The organism is Streptomyces sp. NPDC057249, from assembly GCF_042669245.1.
GTDB lineage: Bacteria > Actinomycetota > Actinomycetes > Streptomycetales > Streptomycetaceae > Streptomyces.
The window spans coordinates 221,371-242,286 of record NZ_JBHUXS010000003.1; the positions used below are offsets into that span (position 1 = coordinate 221,371).

At 73.4% G+C, this 20,916-nt stretch carries 22 protein-coding genes and 1 pseudogene; 10 read left to right on the forward strand and 13 right to left on the reverse strand.

The features are described 5' to 3' along the window. Positions 1–4: 4 nt before the first annotated feature. The 5 genes from ACFUJY_RS07515 to sigE all read right to left on the reverse strand — a co-directional run bounded on the left by ACFUJY_RS07515 (position 5) and on the right by sigE (position 4,846). Positions 5–661, reverse strand: a complete 657-nt coding sequence (locus ACFUJY_RS07515) for a hypothetical protein (RefSeq protein ID WP_383295888.1) — start codon at positions 659–661, stop codon at positions 5–7. A 118-nt stretch (positions 662–779) separates the two neighbouring features. Continuing rightward, entirely contained in the window at positions 780–1,256 is a 477-nt protein-coding gene (locus tag ACFUJY_RS07520) for a sec-independent translocase (protein WP_383295890.1), read from the reverse strand. Positions 1,257–1,356: 100 nt separating this feature from the next. Further along, a complete protein-coding gene (locus ACFUJY_RS07525; protein ID WP_383295893.1) occupies positions 1,357–2,973 on the reverse strand; it encodes a trypsin-like peptidase domain-containing protein in 1,617 nt (538 codons plus the stop codon). A gap of 125 nt (positions 2,974–3,098) precedes the next feature. Further along, on the reverse strand, positions 3,099–4,082 hold the full coding sequence (locus ACFUJY_RS07530) for a zf-HC2 domain-containing protein (protein ID WP_383295896.1): 984 nt from the start codon (positions 4,080–4,082) through the stop codon (positions 3,099–3,101). Then, a complete protein-coding gene (sigE, locus tag ACFUJY_RS07535) occupies positions 4,079–4,846 on the reverse strand; it encodes an RNA polymerase sigma factor SigE (RefSeq protein ID WP_383295898.1) in 768 nt (255 codons plus the stop codon). The genes ACFUJY_RS07530 and sigE overlap by 4 nt, the downstream gene beginning before the upstream one ends. A 177-nt stretch (positions 4,847–5,023) precedes the next feature. Between sigE and ACFUJY_RS07540 the strand changes: the two genes are divergently transcribed. Then, entirely contained in the window at positions 5,024–5,689 is a 666-nt protein-coding gene (locus ACFUJY_RS07540; RefSeq protein ID WP_383295901.1) for an O-methyltransferase, read from the forward strand. 100 nt (positions 5,690–5,789) lie between these two features. Here ACFUJY_RS07540 and ACFUJY_RS07545 read toward each other — a convergent pair whose 3' ends face one another. Beyond that, the gene (locus tag ACFUJY_RS07545; protein ID WP_018105485.1) at positions 5,790–5,957 is read right to left on the reverse strand and encodes a DUF3117 domain-containing protein; all 168 of its coding nucleotides are present in this window, start codon (positions 5,955–5,957) and stop codon (positions 5,790–5,792) included. A gap of 315 nt (positions 5,958–6,272) precedes the next feature. Between ACFUJY_RS07545 and ACFUJY_RS07550 the strand changes: the two genes are divergently transcribed. Next, positions 6,273–7,085 carry an enoyl-CoA hydratase/isomerase family protein gene (locus ACFUJY_RS07550; protein ID WP_383295903.1) on the forward strand — a complete coding sequence of 271 codons (813 nt, stop codon included), beginning with the start codon at positions 6,273–6,275 and terminating at the stop codon, positions 7,083–7,085. An 18-nt stretch (positions 7,086–7,103) separates the two neighbouring features. Here ACFUJY_RS07550 and ACFUJY_RS07555 read toward each other — a convergent pair whose 3' ends face one another. Further along, the gene (locus ACFUJY_RS07555; RefSeq protein WP_018105483.1) at positions 7,104–7,691 is read right to left on the reverse strand and encodes a DNA-3-methyladenine glycosylase I; all 588 of its coding nucleotides are present in this window, start codon (positions 7,689–7,691) and stop codon (positions 7,104–7,106) included. After that, entirely contained in the window at positions 7,688–8,110 is a 423-nt protein-coding gene (locus tag ACFUJY_RS07560; RefSeq protein WP_383295906.1) for a hypothetical protein, read from the reverse strand. The genes ACFUJY_RS07555 and ACFUJY_RS07560 overlap by 4 nt, the downstream gene beginning before the upstream one ends. A gap of 133 nt (positions 8,111–8,243) precedes the next feature. Here ACFUJY_RS07560 and folP point away from each other — a divergent pair, with 133 nt between their 5' ends. Further along, positions 8,244–9,104 (forward strand): dihydropteroate synthase, encoded by an 861-nt coding sequence (gene folP / locus ACFUJY_RS07565; RefSeq protein WP_383296475.1) that lies wholly within the window; start codon positions 8,244–8,246, stop codon positions 9,102–9,104. 76 nt (positions 9,105–9,180) lie between these two features. Here the strand turns inward: folP and ACFUJY_RS07570 are convergent, their stop codons facing one another. Continuing rightward, entirely contained in the window at positions 9,181–9,966 is a 786-nt protein-coding gene (locus ACFUJY_RS07570; RefSeq protein WP_361031807.1) for a TIGR00730 family Rossman fold protein, read from the reverse strand. Positions 9,967–10,075: 109 nt separating this feature from the next. Next, positions 10,076–11,155 (reverse strand): succinyl-diaminopimelate desuccinylase, encoded by a 1,080-nt coding sequence (gene dapE, locus ACFUJY_RS07575; protein ID WP_383295909.1) that lies wholly within the window; start codon positions 11,153–11,155, stop codon positions 10,076–10,078. Positions 11,156–11,190: 35 nt separating this feature from the next. On the opposite strand from dapE, the gene ACFUJY_RS07580 reads away from it, so the two are divergent. Both ACFUJY_RS07580 and ACFUJY_RS07585 read left to right on the forward strand, forming a co-directional pair. Then, a complete protein-coding gene (locus ACFUJY_RS07580) occupies positions 11,191–12,114 on the forward strand; it encodes a hypothetical protein (protein ID WP_383295912.1) in 924 nt (307 codons plus the stop codon). Between the two features lie 314 nt (positions 12,115–12,428). Beyond that, positions 12,429–12,827, forward strand: coding sequence for an ATP-binding protein (locus ACFUJY_RS07585; protein ID WP_383295915.1), 399 nt, complete (start codon positions 12,429–12,431; stop codon positions 12,825–12,827). A gap of 64 nt (positions 12,828–12,891) precedes the next feature. Here ACFUJY_RS07585 and dapC read toward each other — a convergent pair whose 3' ends face one another. After that, positions 12,892–13,986, reverse strand: coding sequence for a succinyldiaminopimelate transaminase (gene dapC, locus ACFUJY_RS07590; RefSeq protein WP_383295918.1), 1,095 nt, complete (start codon positions 13,984–13,986; stop codon positions 12,892–12,894). A 117-nt stretch (positions 13,987–14,103) separates the two neighbouring features. Then, positions 14,104–14,424, reverse strand: coding sequence for a ferredoxin (gene fdxA, locus ACFUJY_RS07595; RefSeq protein ID WP_018105475.1), 321 nt, complete (start codon positions 14,422–14,424; stop codon positions 14,104–14,106). Between the two features lie 117 nt (positions 14,425–14,541). On the opposite strand from fdxA, the gene ACFUJY_RS07600 reads away from it, so the two are divergent. The 5 genes and pseudogenes from ACFUJY_RS07600 to thrS form a co-directional block, all read left to right on the forward strand. After that, positions 14,542–15,540 carry a GNAT family N-acetyltransferase gene (locus ACFUJY_RS07600; RefSeq protein WP_383295922.1) on the forward strand — a complete coding sequence of 333 codons (999 nt, stop codon included), beginning with the start codon at positions 14,542–14,544 and terminating at the stop codon, positions 15,538–15,540. Between the two features lie 3 nt (positions 15,541–15,543). Then, positions 15,544–16,383: a tetratricopeptide repeat protein gene (locus ACFUJY_RS07605; protein WP_383295925.1), complete on the forward strand. Its 840-nt coding sequence runs from the start codon at positions 15,544–15,546 to the stop codon at positions 16,381–16,383. Positions 16,384–16,613: 230 nt separating this feature from the next. Next, on the forward strand, positions 16,614–17,345 hold the full coding sequence (locus ACFUJY_RS07610) for a hypothetical protein (protein ID WP_383295927.1): 732 nt from the start codon (positions 16,614–16,616) through the stop codon (positions 17,343–17,345). 121 nt (positions 17,346–17,466) lie between these two features. Beyond that, positions 17,467–18,174: a class F sortase gene (locus ACFUJY_RS07615; RefSeq protein ID WP_383295930.1), complete on the forward strand. Its 708-nt coding sequence runs from the start codon at positions 17,467–17,469 to the stop codon at positions 18,172–18,174. A gap of 207 nt (positions 18,175–18,381) precedes the next feature. After that, positions 18,382–19,620: pseudogene (gene thrS, locus ACFUJY_RS07620) on the forward strand (threonine--tRNA ligase); the annotation flags it as partial. A 44-nt stretch (positions 19,621–19,664) separates the two neighbouring features. On the opposite strand, the gene ACFUJY_RS07625 reads toward thrS, so the two are convergent. Continuing rightward, on the reverse strand, positions 19,665–20,885 hold the full coding sequence (locus tag ACFUJY_RS07625; protein ID WP_383295933.1) for an MFS transporter: 1,221 nt from the start codon (positions 20,883–20,885) through the stop codon (positions 19,665–19,667). Positions 20,886–20,916 lie beyond the last annotated feature (31 nt).

Sequence of the window (20,916 nt, forward strand, 5' to 3'; positions counted from 1 at the left end):
GGCGTTACGCGTACGCCTCGATGTCCTTGACCACCGAGAAGCCCAGTCCGTACGCGCTCATCCCGCGCCCGTAGGCGCCGATGTGCACCCCGCCGGGCGCGGAGCCGGCCAGCACCCAGCCGAACTCGGACTCGCGGTAGTGGAAGGGGACCGGGACGCCGTCGACCGGCAGGGAGAGCGCCGACCAGGCGGGGCCCGCCAGATCGTCGGCGAGCTCGAACGCGGTCTCCGTCTGCTGGTCCAGCCAGTCGTCGCGCAGGGTGTGGTTGAGCTGCGGCGGCCAGGTGCAGGACAACAGCCCGGAGCCGGCCAGCCAGGCCGCCGAGGACACCGTCGTCGCCTCCAGGACCCCGGTGCCGTCACCACTGCGCCGTACGGGGCTGCTGGCGACGGTCACCACGACCGCGAACCGCTGCTTGTCGGCGCCCGAGTCGCCCCGGACCAGCGGCTCGTCGCCGTGTCCGATGGAACCGTGCTGCACCTCGCCGTCGGCGGCCGTGCCCAGCGGCATCAGCCGGCGCGGACCGGTGAACGCCTCGTCCAGCGCGTACCAGGGGAACGGGGCCTTCAGATAGCCGTCGACCACCAAGAGCCGGGCCGCCGGGACCGCCTCCACCGTGTCCGGCGCGTCCTGTGCGCCCACCCGACTCGTCGTCTCCATCAGCCCGGCCCGCCTCCTCGATCCTCAGGGTCCGGAGCGGCCCGCCCCCGCGGGCGTCCTCACCACCGGACAGATGGAGAATAGCGACACCGTCCGGACGACCCGGGATCGGCAGCCCTCAGGTGGCGTCCGCGTCGAACGGCGGCGGGGTGTCCTTCGGCGGCTGCTCGCCCTTCTTGAGCAGGTCCGGAGCGCCCTTCGAGCCGTTCGCGGCCGTGACCGAGGCACCGCCCGACACGCCGGTCTTCGCCTCGACGGACGCGGTGCCGCGCCCGTTCACCGCGTCGGTGACCTCGGTGATCTCCTTGCGCAGGTCGAAGCTCTCGCGGATCTCCTTCAGCCCCAGGTCGTCGTTGCCGTCCATGAGCTGCTTGCGGACGAAGGTCTTGGGGTTGAGGTCCTCGAACTCGAAGTCCTTGAACTCCGGGCCCAGCTCCGTGCGGATGTCCTCCTTGGCGCTCTCCGAGAACTCACGGATCTTGCGGATGAAGCGGGAGACGTCCTGGATGACCTTGGGCAGTTTGTCCGGGCCGAAGACGAGCACGCCGAGAATCGCGAGCGTCAGCAGCTCGAGTGCACCTATGTCGTTGAACACCTTGCGGCTCCTCGTATTCTCCGCGACCAAGCTCGGATGAGGTCCGGACATCCAACACGGTACCCGGCGAATCTGTCCGGACGGTAGCTTCCCGTGGCGGTCACGTGCCGGTTGCCGAGCCGAGCGTCAAAGTTATGGACAGGTCTTTACCGCCGCGGGACACGGTCAGCTCCAGCCGGTCCCCCGGCCGGTGCGAGCGGATCTTGACGATGAGCTCCTCGCCGCTGTGCACCCGCTTCCCGTCCACCTCGGTGATGACGTCGTCCGCCTCGATGCCGGCCTTGTCGGCCGGGCCGCCCGCCGTGACGGGCGAGGAGCCCTGGGTGCTCCCGCCGACCTTGGCCCCGTCACCGTTGTACTTCATGTCGAGCGTGACGCCGATCACCGGGTGCGTCGCCTTGCCGGTGTTGATCAGCTGCTCGGCGACGAGCTTGCCCTGGTTGATCGGGATGGCGAAACCGAGCCCGATGGACCCGGCCTGGCCGCCCTCGCCGGCCGAGCCGCTGTCGGCGGCGCGGATGGCGCTGTTGATGCCGATGACATGGGCGTCGGTGTCGACCAGCGGGCCGCCGGAGTTGCCCGGGTTGATCGGGGCGTCGGTCTGGAGCGCGTTGACGTAGCTGACGTCGCTGCCGTCGCCCTTCTCGCCGCCCGCGGTGATCGGCCGGTCCTTGGCGCTGATGATGCCGGAGGTGACGGTGTTGGACAGGTCGAACGGTGCGCCGATGGCCACCACCGGGTCGCCCACCTGGACGTTGTCGGAGTTGCCCAGCGGGAGCGGCTTCAGCCCGGAGACGCCGCTGACCTTCACCACGGCCAGGTCGTAGCCGCTGTCCTTGCCGACGACCTCGGCGGTCGCGGTCTCGCCCCCGCTGAACGTGACGGTGATCTCACCGGCCGAACCGGCCGGGGCGACCACGTGGTTGTTGGTGAGGATGTGGCCCCGGTCGTCGAGGACGAACCCGGTGCCGGTGCCGGACTCGGTGGCGCCGCTGACGTGCAGGGTGACCACGCTGGGCAGGGCGCTGGCCGCGATGCCGGCCACGCTGTCCGGGGCGCGGCCGCCGCCGTCCCGCTCGTCCTGGGGCAGTTCGATGCTGGTGAGGCCGCCGTTGCGTTCTATGTACGCGCCTATGCCGCCGCCGATGCCGCCCGCGACCAGGGCGAGGAGCAGCGCGCCGATCAGCAGCGCGCCGCGCCGGTTCTTCCGCCGGCCGTCGGGGAGCGGGGGCCCCGGCTGGGTGACGAGGGGCTGCCGGGGCGCGCCCCACGGGTCGTAGCTCTGCCACTGCGGGGCCGGCGGGTGGGCGGCCGGCTGCTGCTGGAACGCGGCCTCCTCGGCGCTCGGTATCCCCGCGCCGTTCGTCCCCGCGTACGGCGGGGGCACGGGGGTGCCGTGCGCGGGTGTCGGGCGCTGTACGGGAGGAGCGGGCGCCCACGGGCCGGGCCCGCCGTAGGGCGGGGTGCCATACGGGTCGGGCTCGTGCAGCGGCTGCCCGGCACGGGGGGCGGTGTCGGGGGACGCCGGGGGCTCAGCCGGCGCGGCGGCCTCCGGGGCCTCGGCCACCGGGGCCTCGGCCACCGGGGCCTCGGCCTCGGCAGGGGCCCGCGGGGCCGGCACCGCGTCCTCGACGGGAGGCTCCGGGTGCGCCGTGCTCCCCGGTGTGGGCCGGCTCCACCACTTCGCCCTGGGCTCGGTCGGCTTCCCGTCGTCCATGTTCTCCCCGCAACTGCCGCAACCGGCCCTCCGCACGCCCCCGCAGGGGCGCGTCCCTCCCGAAAATCCTGCCGGAATTCAACCAGGTTTGGGCCGGGGGTGCGCAGCCCGTACGGGGTGCGGGCTCAGCGGCGGGGCGAGAGGGGCAGTCCGTGGTCGGCCGAAGCCGGTTTCGCGGCGGCGGAGGTCGGCGGCAGGGAGGGCTGCGGGGCGGGGGCGGGCGGGACGGGATCGAACCCGCCGCCGAGGGTGCGGCCCATGAACGAGCCGGCCCCGCCGGGGCGTATCGCGGACGTGTCAGAGCGGAGGCCCAGCCCGTACGGATTGCCGGAGAGGCGGCCGGAGCCCAGCAGCGACGGGACGGCGAACCCCGCCGACACGGTGTTCACCGCGAGGGAGACCGAGCGGCCCGCCTGGCCGGACGCGGAGCGCGTGCTCTGGCCCGGCCCGGTCCGCCGGCCGGACAGGACGGCGCCGCCGGTCCGGGCGTCGGCGCCGGCCGGGACCACGCTGTTACCCGGGCCGGAGGCACGCGTCGGGGTCTCGCCGGTGGTCGTCGGAAGGGCACCGCCGAGCGCGATGGCCGCCAGCGAGACGGCGCTGGCGGCGGCGAAGGCGAATCTGCGGCCCCGCCACGGAGAGCGGTCGCCCTCGCGCCCCACCTCGTGGATACGGAAGCCCGTACCGGCCGTGGGCAGCGCCGTGGCGCCCCCGTGGGCCGCGGGGAGGTAGCCGAAGCCGTCCAGGGGGCCGGGGGCGGTGGTGAGATCCGCCCGGCCACCCGGTGGGCGCGTGCCCGGGAAGAGTCCGTCACCGAACCGCCCGGAGGCGCCCTCGGGTCTTCCCTGCCGGTCGTCGTCACCCCCGGGCGGCCCGCCCGGAAGCCCTTGGAGGCGGGCCAGGAAGCCTTCGGAGGGCGAGGGAGGGGCGGCCTGTGCGAACACGTTCTTCAGGCGGCGCTGGGCGGCCGCCTCGGCCGCGCACTTGGCGCAGGTCGCGAGATGGGCGAGCACCCGGTCGCGGGCGTCGTGTTTCAGCTCGCCGTCGACGAGCGCGGCGAGGCGGTCCCCCAGGTGTTGTTCCGCAGGGGTCGGCTCTGTACCACTCACGCCGTGCCGCCCTCCCCGGCCAGGAGGACACCGGCGCCCGCGAGCGAGCGCTGCTCGGCGCGCGCCTCGGGCGAGCGGTGCCGCAGCGCCTTGCGCAGGTGGGAGCGCCCTCGGTGGATGCGGCTGCGCACGGTGCCCAGCTTCACGCCGAGCGTCGCCGCGATCTCCTCGTACGAAAGGCCCTCGATGTCGCAGAGGACGACGGCGGCCCGGAATTCGGGCGCGAGGGTGTCCAGCGCCTGCTGGACGTCTGCGTCGAAGTGGGTGTCGTTGAAGACCTGCTGGGGCGACGGCTCACGGCTGGGCAGCCGCTCGGCGGCGTCGTCCCCGAGGGAGTCGAAGCGGATGCGCTGCTTGCGGCGGACCATGTCCAGGAAGAGATTGGTCGTGATGCGGTGCAGCCAGCCCTCGAAGGTGCCGGGCGTGTAGGTCGACAGCGAACGGAAGACACGGACGAAGACCTCCTGCGTGAGGTCCTCCGCGTCGTGCTGGTTTCCCGTCAGCCGGTAGGCGAGGCGGTAGACGCGGCCGCTGTGCGTGCTGACGATCTCTTCCCATGTGGGCGGGGTCCACGCCTGGGATTCCGCATCGGAGGCGAAGGTCGCGGTCGGTGCGGAGTCTGTGGAAGAACGGTCAGCAATGTCGGTCACGGATTTCGGCTCACCCGCCGACCTGAGAAAGCGCCGCAGCACTCCTCCCCGATCCACAGGCGCAGCCGCACCTCCCCTATCGGCTCTGGTGGTGTCCAGTGGAGCCCCTACCATAACCACCTCGCCCGTTAGCTCCGGATAAGCCTTTTTCCAGCTGGGGCCGGGGATGTCCCCCGGAAGCCCACCCGTGCCACGGACCCGACGGCGGGCCTCGTTCCCGGGCTTCTCCCCACCTTTGGACAACGCCCGGTCCCATCTGCGGGTTCCCGGGTCCAGCGGATACAGTCACCGTTGCGCCAACTAAGGGGACAGGAGAGGGTCATTACCGCCAACCGGCAGACGAGCTGGGCGTTCGCCGACGCCTTTGTCGCCGAGGACGAAGCACTGCGCTGGGCCCGGGACCGGGCCCGCGAGGCAGGGCTCCGCTCGGTCTCGCCAGGCACCGGGGCCGCCCTGCGCCTGCTCGCTGCCACCACGGACGCCAAGGCCGTGGCGGAAATCGGTACCGGCACCGGCGTGTCCGGCATCTACCTGCTGCACGGGATGCGGCCGGACGGGGTGCTGACCACGGTCGACCCGGAGCCCGAGCGCCAGCAGTTCGCCCGGGAGGCGTTCCGCGCCGCGGGCTTCGCGGCCAACCGGTCCCGCTTCATCCCCGGGCGCGCCCTGGATGTGCTCCCCCGCCTCGCGGACGGCGGCTACGACCTCGTGTTCTGCGACGGCGACCGGATGGAGAGCCTGGACTGCCTCGCTGAATCGTTGCGCCTGCTGCGCCCCGGAGGGCTCGTCTGCTTCGAGGGCGTCTTCGCGGACGGCCGTACGGTCGACTCGGCCGCCCAGCCCACGGAGGTGCTGCGCGTGCGGGAGCTGCTGCGCGCGGTCCGCGAGAGCCAGGAGCTGATGGCGACGCTGCTGCCGGTGGGCGACGGTCTGCTCTGCGCGGTCCGGCGCGGCTGAGGCGCGCCCGCGCCCGCCCCCGGACCGTACCGGCTCCGGACGCACCGCTGCCCCGGCACGGGAACCATGCCGGGGCAGCGGTGAAGTGATGAGCGTCTGCTCAGCCGACGACCTGCTTGAGGGCGTCGCCGAGGGCATCGGCCTCGTCCGGCGTCAGCTCCACGACAAGCCGACCGCCGCCTTCGAGCGGAACTCGCATGACGATGCCCCGCCCCTCCTTTGTCACCTCGAGCGGGCCGTCGCCCGTCCGCGGCTTCATGGCCGCCATGCTCGTTCCCCTTCCTGAAACCAGCTCATCGCAACCGGCGGCCCCATGACAGGCGCTGCCTCACCGGCATCGAACACAGTGCTTCCACGCCATTATCCCGCATCACCGACCCCGATGACCAACATCGCTCCGCATCTCTTGGGCAACGCGCTCACTCAAAACCACCCAATTCGGGGACCTCACTGGGATACTCCGGCCCCCTGGGCCCCTCAGCGGCGCGGAAATGTTTGACGCAGGTCACATGTCCGCCTCCGGCGAAGTCGGCCATGCTTGCGTGGAAACGCAGGTGGACGACACACAAAGGGGACCTCTCTCATGGCCGATCACAACGACGTGGTGCGGTACGGCATCAGCGACGGGCTCGCGACCATCACGATCAACCGCCCCGGCGCGATGAACGCCATGGACACCGCCGCCAAGGTCGCCCTCCGCGACGCCCTGCGGTCCGCCGCCGCCGACACCGGCGTGCGGGCGGTGCTGCTCACCGCGGCCGGGGAACGCGCCTTCTGCGTCGGGCAGGACCTCAAGGAGCACCTGTCCAAGCTCGCCGAGACCGAGGCGGCGGGCGAGGGCAACGCGCTCAGCACCGTGCGGGAGCACTACAACCCCATCGTGCGGGCGCTCACCGAGATGCCGAAGCCGGTCGTGGCCGGGATCAACGGCGCCGCCGCCGGCGCGGGCTTCGGCTTCGCGCTCGCCTGCGATTACCGGGTGGCCGCCGACACCGCCTCCTTCAACACCTCGTTCGCCGGGGTCGCCCTCACCGCCGACTCGGGCGTCTCCTGGACGCTGCCCCGGCTCATCGGCCAGAGCCGCGCCGCCGACCTGCTGCTCTTCCCGCGCTCCCTCTCCGCGCAGGACGCCCACGAGCTGGGGATCGTCAACAAGCTGGTGCCGGCCGCCGAGCTGGCCGCCGAGGCGGCCGCCGTGGCCCGTGCCCTGGCCGACGGGCCGACCGTCGCCTACGCGGCGATCAAGGAGTCGCTCGCCTTCGGTGCCGGTCACACCCTGGCCGAGGCCCTGGAGAAGGAGGACGAGCTCCAGACGAAGGCGGGCGGGTCCGAGGACCACGGGATCGCGGTGCGGGCGTTCCTCGCGAAGGAGAAGCCGAAGTACCTGGGGCGGTAGGCCGGCGGCCCCCGGGGGTCACGCCGGGGTGGGGCGGGAGACGCAGTCGGCGAGGTGGTCGTCCACCAGGCCGCACGCCTGCATCAGGGCGTAGGCGGTGGTCGGTCCGATGAACCGCAGCCCCCGTTTCTTCAGCTCCTTGGCCAGGGCGGTGGACTCGGGGGTGACCGCCGGTACGTCCCCGAGGGTCTTCGGGGCGGGGCGGCTCAGCGGGTCGGGGGCGTACGACCAGATCAGCTCGTCCAGTTCGCCGGTGCCCCAGCCGGCCAGCACCCGGGCGTTGGCCATGGTCGCGTCGACCTTCGCGCGGTTGCGGATGATGCCCTCGTCGGCGAGCAGCCGCTCCCGGTCGGCCTCCGTGAACTCCGCGACCGCCGGGATGCTGAAGCCGGCGAACGCGCTGCGGAATCCCTCGCGGCGGCGCAGGATCGTCAGCCAGGAGAGACCCGACTGGAACGCCTCCAGGCACAGCCGCTCGAACAGCGCGTCGTCGCCGTGCACCGGGCGGCCCCACTCCGTGTCGTGGTACCAGAGGTAGTCCTCGGTGGACAGGCCCCAGGGGCAGCGCAGTCCGCCGTCCGCCGCCGCCACGGCTCCGCCGGTCATCGGCCGGGCTCCTCGTCGCGGTCCGGCCGCTCGTCCGCCGGTTCGGCGGTCTCGGGCGGCTGCCAGGGGCGGGGCGGCTGGTCCTGTGCTCCCTTGAGGAGGTCGGGGCCGCCCGTCCGGGTCGCCTGCGCGCCGGCCAGCGCCGACTCCAGCTCGGCGATCCGCGCGTCCCGCTCGGCGAGTTCGGCGCCGAGCCGGCCGAGCGCGTCGTCCACGTCCGGCATCCGGTAGCCGCGGAGGCCGACGGGCAGCCGCAGCGCCTCGACGTCCGCGCGGCCGACCGGGCGCGACGCGGGCAGCGGGTCCGTCAGCTGTTCGGGCGCCACGTCCTGCAGAACGGCGCTTCTGCCTCCACCGACCACCGCGAGGGTGACCGCGGCAACCACCACCACCATCGCCAGCAGCAAGAACAAGAACACGCGTATCTCCCCGGGAGCGGAATTCGTCCGGGTCCGATCGTGCCATGCGGTACCGGAGGTTAGTGTCGGCTGTTGGCCCGCGGTGGTCGTTCCGCCGGCGGATTCACAGGAAGGGACACGGATGGCAAGCGGTGTGCTCCGGCTGGGGCGGCGTGAATTCGGGGCGCACGAGCAGGTGGTCATGGCGATCGTGAACCGCACCCCGGACTCCTTCTACGACCGGGGCGCCACCTTCCAGGACGAGCCGGCCCTCGCCCGGGTCGAGCGGGCCGTGGCCGACGGCGCGGCGATCATCGACATCGGGGGCGTCAAGGCCGGTCCCGGCGAGGAGGTCACCGCCGAGGAGGAGGTCCGCCGCACGGTCGGGTTCGTCGCGGAGGTGCGCCGCCTCCACCCGGACGTGGTCATCAGCGTCGACACCTGGCGCCACGAGGTCGGCGAGGCGGTCTGCGAGGCGGGGGCGGATCTGCTGAACGACGCGTGGGGCGGGGTGGACCCGAAGCTCGCGGAGGTCGCCGCGCGGTACGGGGCGGGGCTCGTGTGCACGCACGCCGGCGGGGCGGAGCCGCGGACCCGGCCGCACCGGGTGGGGTACGAGGACGTGATGGCCGACATCCTGGGGGTGACCGTGGGACTGGCCGAGCGGGCCGTCTCCCTGGGGGTCCGGCCCGACGGCATCATGATCGACCCCGGTCACGACTTCGGGAAGAACACCCGGCACTCGCTGGAGGCGACGCGCCGGCTCGGCGAGATGGCGGAGACGGGGTGGCCGGTGCTGGTCTCGCTCTCCAACAAGGACTTCGTGGGCGAGACGCTGGACCGGCCGGTGAAGGAGCGGCTGCTGGGGACGCTGGCGACGACGGCGGTGTCCGCGTGGTTGGGGGCGCGGGTGTACCGGGTGCATGAGGTGGCCGAGACGCGGGATGTCCTGGACATGGTGGCGTCCATCGCGGGGTGGCGGGCGCCGGCGGTCGCGCGGAGGGGGCTGGCGTAGAGAACCAAGCCCCTCCGGCGATTGAGGAGCGGGGGTACGGGGGCAGCTCCCCCGCATGGCCCGGGCCCCGCGACGCTCAGCGCCCCACTTCCTTCGTCACCAGCGCCACCGCCTCGTCCACGTCGTCCGTGACGTGGAACAGCAGGAGGTCCTTCTCCGACGCCTTGCCCTGGGCCACCACCGTGTCGCGGAGCCAGTCCACCAGGCCGCCCCAGTAGGCCGTGCCGAAGAGGACGATCGGGAAGCGGGTGACCTTGCCCGTCTGCACCAGGGTCAGGGCCTCGAAGAGCTCGTCCAGGGTGCCCAGGCCGCCGGGCAGGACGACGAAGCCCTGGGCGTACTTGACGAACATCGTCTTGCGGACGAAGAAGTAGCGGAAGTTGACGCCGATGTCGACGTGCGGGTTCAGCCCGGACTCGAAGGGCAGCTCGATGCCGAGGCCGACCGAGATGCCGCTCGCCTCGCGCGCCCCCCGGTTCGCCGCCTCCATCGCGCCCGGCCCGCCCCCGGTGATGACCGCGAAGCCCGCGTCGACCAGCGCCCTGCCGATCCGTACGCCCGCCTCGTATTCCGGCGCACCTGCGGGCGTGCGGGCCGAGCCGAAGACGCTGATGGCGCTCGGCAGTTCGGCGAGCGCGCCGAAGCCCTCGACGAACTCCGACTGGATGCGCATCACCCGCCACGGGTCGGTGTGCACCCACTCGGAGTCGTCCTCGGAGTCCAGCAGCCGCTGATCCGTCGTGCCGGGCTGCACCTGGTCCCTGCGGCGCAGTACCGGGCCGAGGCGCTGTTCCTCGGGCCGTACCGCGCCCTCGGGGATCTCCGCACCCTCGGGAATGCGCGCGTCCTCGCGGTTGCCCATGATCTGCTCCCTCCGCCGACGTCGGGGGCGCCCTGCGACGCCTCCGTCTCCCGCCAGCGTAGATCGCCACGGGTTACGGACAGGGGAATCCGGGAGGTCAGGTCGTGGGTCAGGCGGTGAGCCAGGAGCGCAGGCGGTCCTCGCAGTGGGTGATGCGCTCCACCTTGACGTGCTCGTCGCGCTTGTGGGCGAGGACCGGGTCGCCGGGGCCGTAGTTGACCGCGGGGACGCCTAGGGGGCCGAAGCGGGCCACGTCCGTCCAGCCGAACTTGGGCCGGGCGACGCCGCCGACCGCGTCCATGAACGCCTTGGCCGCCGGGTGGGAGAGGCCGGGCATGGCCGCGCCGGAGTGGTCGTCCACCGTGAACTCCGCGACGCCGCAGTCCGCGAAGACCTCGCGGACGTGGGCCAGGGCCTCCTCCTGGCCGAGGTCGGGGGCGTAGCGGTAGTTGACGACGACCGTGCAGGCGTCGGGGATGACGTTGTTGGCGACGCCGCCCTCGATGCGTACGGCGTTCAGGCCCTCGTGGTATTCCAGGCCGTCGATCACCGGCCGCCGGGGCTCGTACGCGGCGAGGCGGGCGAGGACCGGGGCGGCGGCGTGGATGGCGTTGGACCCCATCCAGCTGCGCGCGGAGTGCGCCCGCTCGCCCTCCAGGTGGAGGAAGACCCGCAGGGTGCCCTGGCAGCCGCCCTCGACCTCGCCGTTCGAGCCCTCCAGCAGGATGGCGAAGTCGCCCTGCAGCCAGTCCGGGTGGGCGTCGGCGATGCGGCCGAGGCCGTTGAGGTGGGCGGCGACCTCCTCCTGGTCGTAGAAGACGAAGGTGAGGTCGCGGTTCGGCTCGGGCACGGTGGCGGCGATGCGCAGCTGGACGGCGACTCCGGACTTCATGTCGGAGGTGCCGCAACCCCAGAGGAGGCCGTCCGCGTCGAGCCGCGAGGGCACGTTGTCGGCGATCGGCACGGTGTCGATGTGGCCGGCCAGGATGACGCGTTCGGAACGGCCGAGATCCGTCCTGGCCACGACGTTGTTCCCGTACCGCTCGACGCTCAGGTGCGGCAGTGCGCGCAGCGCCGTCTCGATGGCGTCGGCGAGGTCCTTCTCCTCCCCGCTGACCGAGGGGAAGTCCACCAGCGCGGCGGTGAGGGCGGGCCCGTCCAGGGTGAGGTCAAGCATGCTTTCGGCCATGGATAGGAGCCTAGTCCCTCGCGTACGGTGGCCCCGTGACCAGGACCGACTCCGCTGCCCCCCGGCGCCCCGGCCGCAGCCGCCGGCTGCGGGTCGTGGCGGCCTTCGGCGTGCTCGCGGCGGTGGCCGGTTATCTGACGGTCCAGTACGTGTCGGGCGGGCGCGGGTCCGACCAGTGCACGGTGCGGTCGGCGGACGGTTCGTACCGGCTGACGCCCGAGCAGGCGGCGAACGCGGCGACGATCTCCGCCGTCGGCACCCGGCGCGGGATGCCGGAGCGCGCGGTCACCATCGCGCTGGCCACGGCGTTGCAGGAGTCCGCGCTGCACAACCTCGACCACGGCGACCGGGACTCGCTCGGGCTGTTCCAGCAGCGCCCCTCGCAGGGCTGGGGCACCGCGAAGCAGATCATGGACCCGGTGTACGCGGCCGGGAAGTTCTACCAGCACCTGGCCGAGGTGCCGGGCTATTCGCGGCTGCCGCTGACCGAGGCCGCGCAGCGCGTCCAGCGCAGCGGTTTCCCGCAGGCGTACGCGAAGCACGAGCCGGACGCGGCGCTGCTGGCCGCCGCGCTGACCGGCCGCACTCCGGCCGCGCTGGACTGCGAGCCGCCGCGGACCACCGCCGGGACGGGCGACGCGGCGAAGGTGCGGGCGGCCCTGGTGAGCGCCTTCGGCAAGGGCGTGCTGCCGGGCGGCACCGGCACGGCGGGCCCCTCTTCCTCGGGCACGCTCACGGTCCCGGTGCGGGCGGACCGCCGCGCCGACCGGGACGGCGTACCGCAGCGCGGCTGGGAGCTGGCGCACTGGGCGGTGGCCGAGTCCGAGGCGCTGGGCATCGACGAGGTCGCGTACGGGGGCCGGGTCTGGGCGGCCGGCTCGGGCTGGCGCACGGAGCGCGAGGCGTCGCGGCGCGAGGCGTCGGACGCGGATCAGGTACGGCTCCGCCTCGTGCGCTGAGGGCGCTTCGGGGTGACCGCCCACGTGTGCGGGTCATCGCCCGTACGGGGGTACCGTCGTGCGCCCCGGGCGCCCTGCGGGCGGCAGCTCGGCGACCGCGCCGACAACTCCCGCAGCCCTTGCCGCGCAAGGGCAGTGACGGTTCACCGGCCCACCGCACAACGCACCGTTTGCCCGGGTTCCTCCGCTGAGGATTATCCGACGCATTGCTCAGTCTTTACGTCACCGCACCGCAACCTCACCCGCCCCCACGACGGTTGTCAGGGCGTCCGGCTCACGGACAGCCCGAATTCCCCTCCCGTCGAAGGAGCATCATGTCCCTCCCCCTGACCCGTCGGATCGCCCGTACCGCGCTGCTGATCGCGGCGGGTGCGGCCCCCGTGGTCGGTGCGGCCGGTGCCGCGGGTGCCGCGGAGCTCACGCAGGCCCCGGACCTCGGCGGACTCACCAGCGTCGAGGGCTCCGGTCTCGGCAAGACGGTCGAAGGCGCCGCCAAGCCGGCCTCGGGCGCCGCGAGCGAGACCGGCGGCAAGCTCGTCGGCACCGCGCTGCCGGTGGCGGGCAAGACGCTCACCGACGTCGGCGGCAAGGCCGCCCCCGCCGCGAAGAAGGTCTCCGGCGCCACCAAGGGCGGGGCCACCGGCACCGTCTCCGATGCCGCCAAGGGCGGCCTGCCCACCGACGCGCTCACCCAGGGCCTGCCGCTGGGCTGACGCCACCCACGCGTGAGGGCCCCCGGGAGCGCGTGCTCCCGGGGGCCCTCACGTACGCCGGTGGTCAGCCGAGGCGCTTGACCGCCGCCGCCACGCGTTCGTCCGTGGCCGTGAACGCCACTCGGACGAAGCGGTCGCCGGCCGGTCCGTAGAAGTCGCCGGGCGCGACCAGGATGCCCCGCTCCGCCAGGTACGCCACGGTGTCCCAGCAGGGTTCGTCGCGGGTGGCCCAGAGGTACAGGCTCGCCTCGCTGTGCTCGATGCGGAAGCCGTGGGCCTCCAGGGCGGCGCGGAGGGCGGCGCGCCGGTCCGCGTACCGGGTGCGCTGTTCCGCCACGTGCGTGTCGTCGCCGAGCGCGGCGACGGTCGCGGCCTGGACGGGCGCGGGCGTCATCATGCCGCCGTGCTTGCGGATCAGCAGCAGCTCGCTCAGCACGGCCGCGTCGCCCGCGATGAACGCGGCGCGGTAGCCCGCGAGGTTGGACCGCTTGGACAGCGAGTGGACGGCGACGATGCCCTCGTAGGTACCGCCGCAGACGTCGGGGTGGAGCACCGAGACCGGCTCCGCTTCCCAGCCCAGCTCCAGGTAGCACTCGTCGCTGAAGACCAGCACGCCGTGCTCGCGGGCCCAGGCGACGATGCGGACCAGCTCCTCCTCGGCGAGGACGCGGCCGGTCGGGTTGGACGGGGAGTTGAGCCAGAGCAGCTTCAGGCCGGCCGGGTCGAGCTCGGTCGGGTCGTCGTAGACCACCGGCTCGGCGCCGCAGAGCCGGGCGCCGACCTCGTACGTCGGGTAGGCCAGGCGCGGGTAGGCGACCTTGTCGCCGGGGCCCAGACCGAGCTGGGTCGGCAGCCAGGCCACCAGCTCCTTGGAGCCGACGACGGGCAGCACGTTCTCGTGGGCGACCGAGACCGCGCCGAGCCGCCGCTCCACCCAGCCGGTGAGCGCGTCCCGCAGCGCGGCGGTCCCCCACACCGTCGGATAGCCGGGGCTGTCCGCCGCCGCGACGAGCGCCTCCCGGATCAGCTCGGGCACCGGGTCGACGGGGGTGCCGACGGACAGGTCCACGATCCCGTCCGGGTGGGCCGCGGCCGTCGACTTGTAGGGCGCCAGCTTGTCCCAGGGGAAGACCGGGAGGCGGGAGGAGACTGCGGACACGGCTCTCTGCTTTCTCGTACGGAGTTCACGCGGGCGGCCCGGCGGGGCGGGAAACACCGCGGTCCCGCACGGCGGCGAGCCGTACGGGACCGGGGCGGCGCACGTGCCGGGGCGCTGTTACTGGTTCTGCGGCGGCAGCGCGGCGATGAACGCGTGGTCGCGCTCGATCAGGCCGAGCTTGGAGGCACCACCCGGCGAACCGAGGTCGTCGAAGAACTCGACGTTCGCCTTGTAGTAGTCCTTCCACTCGTCCGGGGTGTCGTCCTCGTAGAAGATCGCTTCCACCGGGCAGACCGGCTCGCAGGCTCCACAGTCGACGCACTCGTCCGGGTGGATGTACAAGGACCGCTGGCCCTCGTAGATGCAGTCGACGGGGCACTCTTCGATGCAGGCCTTGTCCTTGACGTCGACACAAGGCTGCGCGATGACGTAGGTCACGCTGTCGTTCCTCCTCGGTAGGGCGTTGGCTCTCGCGCGGGAGCGCGGCGTCGTCGATGCCCGCCCCTAGTATCTCCGTTCGCGGGCACGATCCGAACAGGAGGGGCGGACAGAGCTGTGGAATTCACCATCGGCGGACGGCTGGAGGTCCGAATTGCACCAGCTGACGTGGGCAAACGGGTATCAGTCCGGCGTATGACGGGAGACGGTACCGAGGGGTCGAAATTCACCGACACGGTCGGCGTTCTCACATCGTGGAACGACGGAGTGCTGTGCGTCACACCCAGGAGCGGCGAGTCGGTGCGCATCCCGGAGGGCTCCCTCGTGGCGGGCAAGGTCGTGCCGGCCGCCCCGGCCCGGCGGCGCGGTCCCGCCGCCTCCTTCGCCGAACTCGCCCGGGTGACCGCGCGCGCCTGGCAGCCCGTGGAGAGCGAGCCGCTGGGCGACTGGCTGCTGCGCGCCTCCGGCGGATTCACCCGCCGGGCCAACTCCGTGCTGCCGCTCGGCGACCCGGGCGTGCCGCTCGACGCGGCGCTCGGACGCGTCCGGGACTGGTACGCGGAACGGGGGCTGCCCGCGTACGTGCAGACCGCGACCGGTGCCGAGGGCGCGCAGGAGGAACTGTGCGCGGCACTGGAGGAGCACGGCTGGCGGCGCGAGGTGACGGCGGAGGTGCGGATCGCGGCGCTCGCCCCGGTCGGCGACCTGCCCGCCGAGGTCTCCCGGGTCCGGCTGGACCGTACGGCCGGCGCGGCGTGGCTCGCCCGCTACCAGCGCGTCGGGACGCCGGGACCGGAGGTGACGGCCGTGCTGCACGGCGGCCCCTCGGTGTGGTTCGCGACGGTGCCCGGCGGGGAGGGCGAGGCGCCCGCCGCGATCGGCAGGTGCGTGGTGGACGGCCGGTGGGCCGGCTTCATGGCCGTCGAGGTGGCCCCCGAGCACCGGCGCCGGGGCCTGGCGACCGCCGTGATGACCGCGCTGGCCCGGCAGGCGATGGACGAGGGCGCGTCCGCCGCCTGGCTCCAGGTGGAGGCGGACAACGAGGGCGCCCGCGCGCTGTACGACGGGATGGGCTTCGCCACGCACCACCGCTACCACCACTTCCGGCCGGTGTGACCGATGGCCTACGAGAGGAACGACTGCGAGGAGCGGCGCCGCCGGTTCGCGGAGGAGGCCAGGGCCGAGCGGCCCGACCTGGCGCTGCTGTGCCTGCTGGTGGCGGCGGAGGCCGATCCGGAACTGGACGCGCACGGCATCGACGAGGCGCAGATCGAGCTGGACCGGCTCGCCGGGCTGCTCCCGTACGGGCTGCGCGGGGCCCACGCCTGGGCGTCGGCACTGGCCGGACTGCTCGGTGAGCGGTGCGGGTTCGAGGGCTCGGCGGCGGACTACCAGCGCCTGGAGTCGTCCCTGCTCCACGAGGTGCTGCGGCGGCGGCGCGGGCTGCCGATCCTGCTGTCGGTGGTGTGGATCGAGGTCGCCCGGCGGGCCGGCGCGCCGGTGTACGGGGTGGCTCTGCCGGGGCACTTCGTGGTCGGCTTCGGCGACCCGGGCGAGCGGGTGCTCGCCGATCCGTTCGCCGGAGGCCGGCCGCTGACGGACCAGGACGCGGAGCTGCTGGTGACGAGCGCGACCGGGGAGCGGTGGGAGCCGTCGTCGCTGGGGCCCGCCCGGCCGCTGGAGGTCGTGCTGCGGGTCCTGAACAACATCCGGGCCTGGGCGGCGGCCCGCCCGGAGCACACGGCCGTGGCGCTGTGGGCGGCGGAGCTGTCGCTGCTGCTGCCGTCGCACCCGGCCAGGCTGCGCTACGAGCACGCCCAGCTGCTGGTGCGCGCGGGCGAGTTCCTGCGCGGCGCGGCCGAGATGGAGGAGTACGCGCGGATCGTGGAGGACGTGGAGCCGGCCGTGGCGGAGGCGGTGCGCACCAGTGCGCGGGCGGCGCGGGCGCTCCTGAACTGACGGAGCGGGAGGTGTGGCGCGGCGCCCAAACCTCTCGGGGCGCGGCATGCCGTCCAACGGGTGATTATCCGCTCTTCGCCACTCGATGGGCCCACGCCGTAGCCCCCATGCGGCGCTCTCCGATGGCGCGCTCCCGGGTTCGGACTGACGGTGGATCACGTAGCCGCTGCGTCACCAGGAGTCGACACGCCGTCACTCCTCGCAGGGGCGACGAAAGGAAATGTGTACAGATGCGCTCTGCCCGCACGCTGTTCGCTTCGGCCGCCGTCACGGCGGTCCTCACCATCACCGCTCCCTCGGCCTACGCGATGACCGTCGCCGCCGACCAGCACAACGGCGGCTCGTCCGCCTCCGACCGCGAGCACGACAACTCCGACGGCGAGTGGAAGAAGGACAAGCCGCACGGCGGCATGCACACCGGCGGCGGCGCGCTGTCGAAGACCGTCACGAAGGAGTGGCAGCCGGGCGACGAGGGCGGCAAGTACAGCAAGGACGACGCGGACAAGCCGCACGGTGGCATGCACACCGGCGGCGGTGCCCTCGCCAAGGCGGTCGCCAAGGAGTGGCAGCCCGGTGACGAGGGCGGCAAGTACAGCAAGGACAAGCCGCACGGCGGCATGCACACCGGCGGCGGCGCGCTGGCCAACACCCTCGCCAAGGAGTGGCAGCCGGGCGACGAGGGCGGCAAGTACAGCAAGGACGACGCGGACAAGCCGCACGGCGGCGTCCACACCGGCGGCGGCGCCCTCGCCAAGACGGTCGCCGAGGAGTGGCAGCCCGGCGACGAGGGCGGCAAGTACAAGGACGAGGAGAAGCCGCACGGCGGCATGCACACGGGCGGTGGCGCGATGGCGATGACCGGCAGCGGTCTGGCGGCCGGTTCGCTGCTGCTGCTCGGTGGCGCCGGCGTCGCGGCGTACCGGCTCCGCCGCCGTCAGGCGTCCGGCGGTGCGATGGCCTGACCGGCCCGCGGGCCCTTGTCGTCGCGGTCGCCGTCCCCTCCGGACGGTGGCCGCGGCGCCCGCGTTTTCCCCGGTCCTCCCCACTCGTACCGCCCCCGTACGGACGAAAGGCACGTGCTCCATGGCCGCCCCGCAGACCACCGAAACCCCCTCCCCCGGGGCCGCGTCCCGGACCGGCTCGCTCGGCCGGGCCCTGTTCTGGCCCCTCGCGACGGCCGGTCTCGGCATGACTCTGATCTACCACTCCATCGGTTCGCCGGCCGACGACAAGGCGCCCGCCCCGCCTCCGGCAGCCGCGTCCGCCGCCGCGTCCCCGTCGGCGGCGGCCTCCGCGAAGGCCACCCCGAGCGCGTCGCCCTCGCTGCCGCGCTCGGTGCCGACGCGGCTGCGCATCCCGGCGATCGCGGTGGACGCGCCGTTCACCCCTCTCTCCATCGGTCCTTCGGGGCGGCTCGACGCCCCGCCGCCGAACGACAAGAACCTGGTCGGCTGGTTCAAGGACGGTGCGACGCCCGGCGAACGCGGGACGTCGATCGTGGCGGGCCACGTGGACACCACGACCGGCCCGGCCGTCTTCCTCCAGCTGCGCTTCCTGAAACCCGGGGCGACCGTCGACATCACCCGCGCCGACGGCACGGTGGCCACGTTCGCCGTGGACACCGTGGAGACGTTCAGCAAGGCGGACTTCCCCGACGACAAGGTGTACGCCGACACCCCGGACGCCCAGTTGCGGCTCATCACCTGCGGCGGCGCATACGACCGGAAGGCCAAGGACTACGAGGACAACGTCGTGGTCTTCGCGCACCTGGACTCGGTGAAGAAGAAGTGAGCGCCGGCCTTCCCCCGTGTCCGGGCGGGAAAACCCGATGCGCACGGGCGCGGGGCGCTGTTAGCGTCGGGCCCATGCAGCGTGCCGCCATGAACACGACGACGCCGGAGAGTGTCCCGGCGCGCTGACTGCTGACCAGCCGACAAGCCCCGGGGCGAGTGCCCCGGGGCTTTCGCGTGGGGTCGCTCGCCCTTCCCACGCGAGGAGACCACCATGCACGACCACCGCAGACTCGGCCGTGAGCTGGAGCTGTTCGACACCGATCCGCTGATCGGCGCGGGGCTCCCGTACTGGCTGCCGGACGGAGCGGAGCTGCGGCACACCCTGGAGGAGTACGTCCGGGGCGCCGAGCGGCGGGCCGGGTACCGCCATGTCTACTCGCCGGTGCTCGGCAAACGGGAGCTGTACGAACGCTCGGGGCACTGGGCGCACTACAGCGACGACATGTTCCCCCCGATGGACCTGGGCGGACAGCAGCTGGTGCTGCGGCCCAGCCTGTGCCCGCACCACGCGGTGATCTACCGCTCCCGGGCGCACAGCTACCGCGAACTGCCGCTGCGGATGGCGGAGCTGGGCGGGATGTACCGGGCGGAGCTGTCCGGGGTGCTCGGCGGGCTGACCCGGGTGCGCTCCATCCAGCTGAACGACGCGCACATCTTCTGCACCGTGGAGCAGGTCGCCGGCGAGGCGCGCGGCGCGCTCGACATGATCCTGCGGGCGTACGAGGCGCTGGGTGTCCGCGCGGCCCGCTTCCGGCTCTCGCTGCCGGGTCCGGGCGGCAAGTACGTCGCCGCCCCTGAGCTGTGGCGGCGTTCCACCGCGCTGCTGACCGAGGTGCTGGCGGCGTCGGGCCTGCCGTACGAGGCGGCGGAGGGCGAGGCGGCGTTCTACGGGCCGAAGATCGACGTCCAGGTCGAGGACGCGGCGGGCCGCGAGTTCACCCTGTCCACCGTGCAGGTCGACTTCCACCAGCCGGAGCGCTTCGACCTCCACTACATCGGCGAGGACGGGGCGAAGCACCGTCCGGTCATGGTGCACCGCAGCATCATCGGCAGCGTCGAGCGGGCCGTCGCCCACCTCATCGAGCAGCACGGCGGCGCCTTCCCGGCCTGGCTGGCCCCGAAACAGCTGGCGGTCCTGCCGGTGTCCGACGCCGAACTCCCGGACGCGGAGGCGCTGGCCGGGCGGTGCGCGGAGCTGGGGCTGCGCGCGGAGATCATCGGCCGTGAGCGCGGCAGCCTGGGCGCCCGCATCCGCGAGGCCAGGCTGGTGCCGTACCAAGTGGTGATCGGCGCGGCGGAGGCGGCCGACGGGTTCGTCGCGCTCCGCCTGCGCGACGGCCGCCGGCTCGCCCCCCTGCCGGCCGGCGAGGCGCTGTCCCGGATCTCCGCGCTGACCGCCGCGCACAGCACCGCGCTGTGGGACGAGGAGGCGGACGACCTTTAGCGGAGGGGTTCAGGGCCGTCCCGCAATCCCCGGCGGGACGGCCCTCAGGCCGCGTCCGGCGCCGCCTCCACCTTCCGCGTGTCGCCCTCCCGCCCGGGGCCCAGCGCCCCGGCCAGCGTCGCCGCCACGGCCACCAGCGCCAGGACCACGGTCATCGTGAGCCGCAGGCCGATGTGGTCGGCGAGGAAGCCGAGGGCGGGCGGGCCGACCAGGAAGGCGCCGTAGCCCGCCGTGGAGACCGCGGCCACCCGCGCGGCGGCGTCCGTCGGGTGGTCGCCCGCGGCGGACACCGTGACCGGGAAGCCGAGCGAGGCACCGAGCCCCCACAGCACCGTGGCGGCGCCCGCCATCAGGGGGCTCGGGGCGACGATCACCACGGCCAGGCCCAGCGCCGCGGTCAGGCCGCTGACCCGGACGACCAGCGCCCGGCCGAACCGCTCCAGAAAGGGGCCGCCGGCCAGCCGGCCCAGGGTCATCGAGGCGGCGAAGACCAGGAACGTCAGCGAACCCGCCGTGGGGCTCACGTCGTACCCGTCGACCATGAGCAGCGGCAGCCAGTCGTTGGCCGCGCCCTCCGCGAAGGCCATCGCCAGCACGATCACGCCGATCAGGACGAGCTGCCGGTCGCGCCACACGTGCAGCTGCCCGAGGAGACCGCCGCCCCGCTCGGCCCCCGCGGCCGGGGTGTCCTCCTTCCCCGTGCCGTGCGGGAGGGCGAGGACCGCCCGGGTACCGGCCGCGGCTATCAGCCCCGCGATCAGCGTCAGATGCCAGCCGACGGGGAACGCGGCAGCCGTCAGCACCATGCCGAGGAGCGCCCCGACGACGGTTCCCAGGCTGAAGCATCCGTGCAGCACGGGCAGGACGGGCCGGCCGATGAGGTTCTCGACGGCGGCGCCCTCGATGTTGAACGCCACCTCGCTCATCCCCATCCCGCCGCCGAACAGAGCCAGGCCCCCGAAAACCACGGCCGCCTGCGACATGACGGTGCCGGCGGCGACCACCAGGAGTCCGGTGACGATCAGGACGACGCCACCGAGGATCGTCGCCCTGCCCCCCTTGCGCCGCACCATCGGACCGGACGCCATGACACCGGCCATCGAACCGGTGGAGAGCCCGAACAGCACCAGGCCCATCGCGCCGGTGGACACGTCGAGCCCGTCCCGGACGGCGGGGGTGCGGGCGACCCAGGAGGCCATGCCCGTACCCGCGGCGAGCATGAAGAGAAACAGTGCGGCACGCCAGCGGCGTGTGGCGGCATCCATACAGCGGGGCCTCGTCAGACGGTCGGAAAAA

Excerpts from the sequence above, each read along its gene's own strand:
- ACFUJY_RS07515 (WP_383295888.1), bottom strand. The coding sequence starts at position 661 with ATGGAGACGACGAGTCGGGTGGGCGCACAGGACGCGCCGGACACGGTG.
- ACFUJY_RS07525 (WP_383295893.1), bottom strand. The coding sequence starts at position 2,973 with ATGGACGACGGGAAGCCGACCGAGCCCAGGGCGAAGTGGTGGAGCCGG.
- sigE (WP_383295898.1), bottom strand. The coding sequence starts at position 4,846 with ATGGTAGGGGCTCCACTGGACACCACCAGAGCCGATAGGGGAGGTGCG.
- ACFUJY_RS07545 (WP_018105485.1), bottom strand. The coding sequence starts at position 5,957 with ATGGCGGCCATGAAGCCGCGGACGGGCGACGGCCCGCTCGAGGTGACA.
- ACFUJY_RS07550 (WP_383295903.1), top strand. The coding sequence starts at position 6,273 with ATGGCCGATCACAACGACGTGGTGCGGTACGGCATCAGCGACGGGCTC.
- ACFUJY_RS07555 (WP_018105483.1), bottom strand. The coding sequence starts at position 7,691 with ATGACCGGCGGAGCCGTGGCGGCGGCGGACGGCGGACTGCGCTGCCCC.
- ACFUJY_RS07570 (WP_361031807.1), bottom strand. The coding sequence starts at position 9,966 with ATGGGCAACCGCGAGGACGCGCGCATTCCCGAGGGTGCGGAGATCCCC.
- dapE (WP_383295909.1), bottom strand. The coding sequence starts at position 11,155 with ATGGCCGAAAGCATGCTTGACCTCACCCTGGACGGGCCCGCCCTCACC.
- ACFUJY_RS07585 (WP_383295915.1), top strand. The coding sequence starts at position 12,429 with ATGTCCCTCCCCCTGACCCGTCGGATCGCCCGTACCGCGCTGCTGATC.
- ACFUJY_RS07605 (WP_383295925.1), top strand. The coding sequence starts at position 15,544 with ATGGCCTACGAGAGGAACGACTGCGAGGAGCGGCGCCGCCGGTTCGCG.
- ACFUJY_RS07610 (WP_383295927.1), top strand. The coding sequence starts at position 16,614 with ATGCGCTCTGCCCGCACGCTGTTCGCTTCGGCCGCCGTCACGGCGGTC.
- ACFUJY_RS07615 (WP_383295930.1), top strand. The coding sequence starts at position 17,467 with ATGGCCGCCCCGCAGACCACCGAAACCCCCTCCCCCGGGGCCGCGTCC.
- ACFUJY_RS07625 (WP_383295933.1), bottom strand. The coding sequence starts at position 20,885 with ATGGATGCCGCCACACGCCGCTGGCGTGCCGCACTGTTTCTCTTCATG.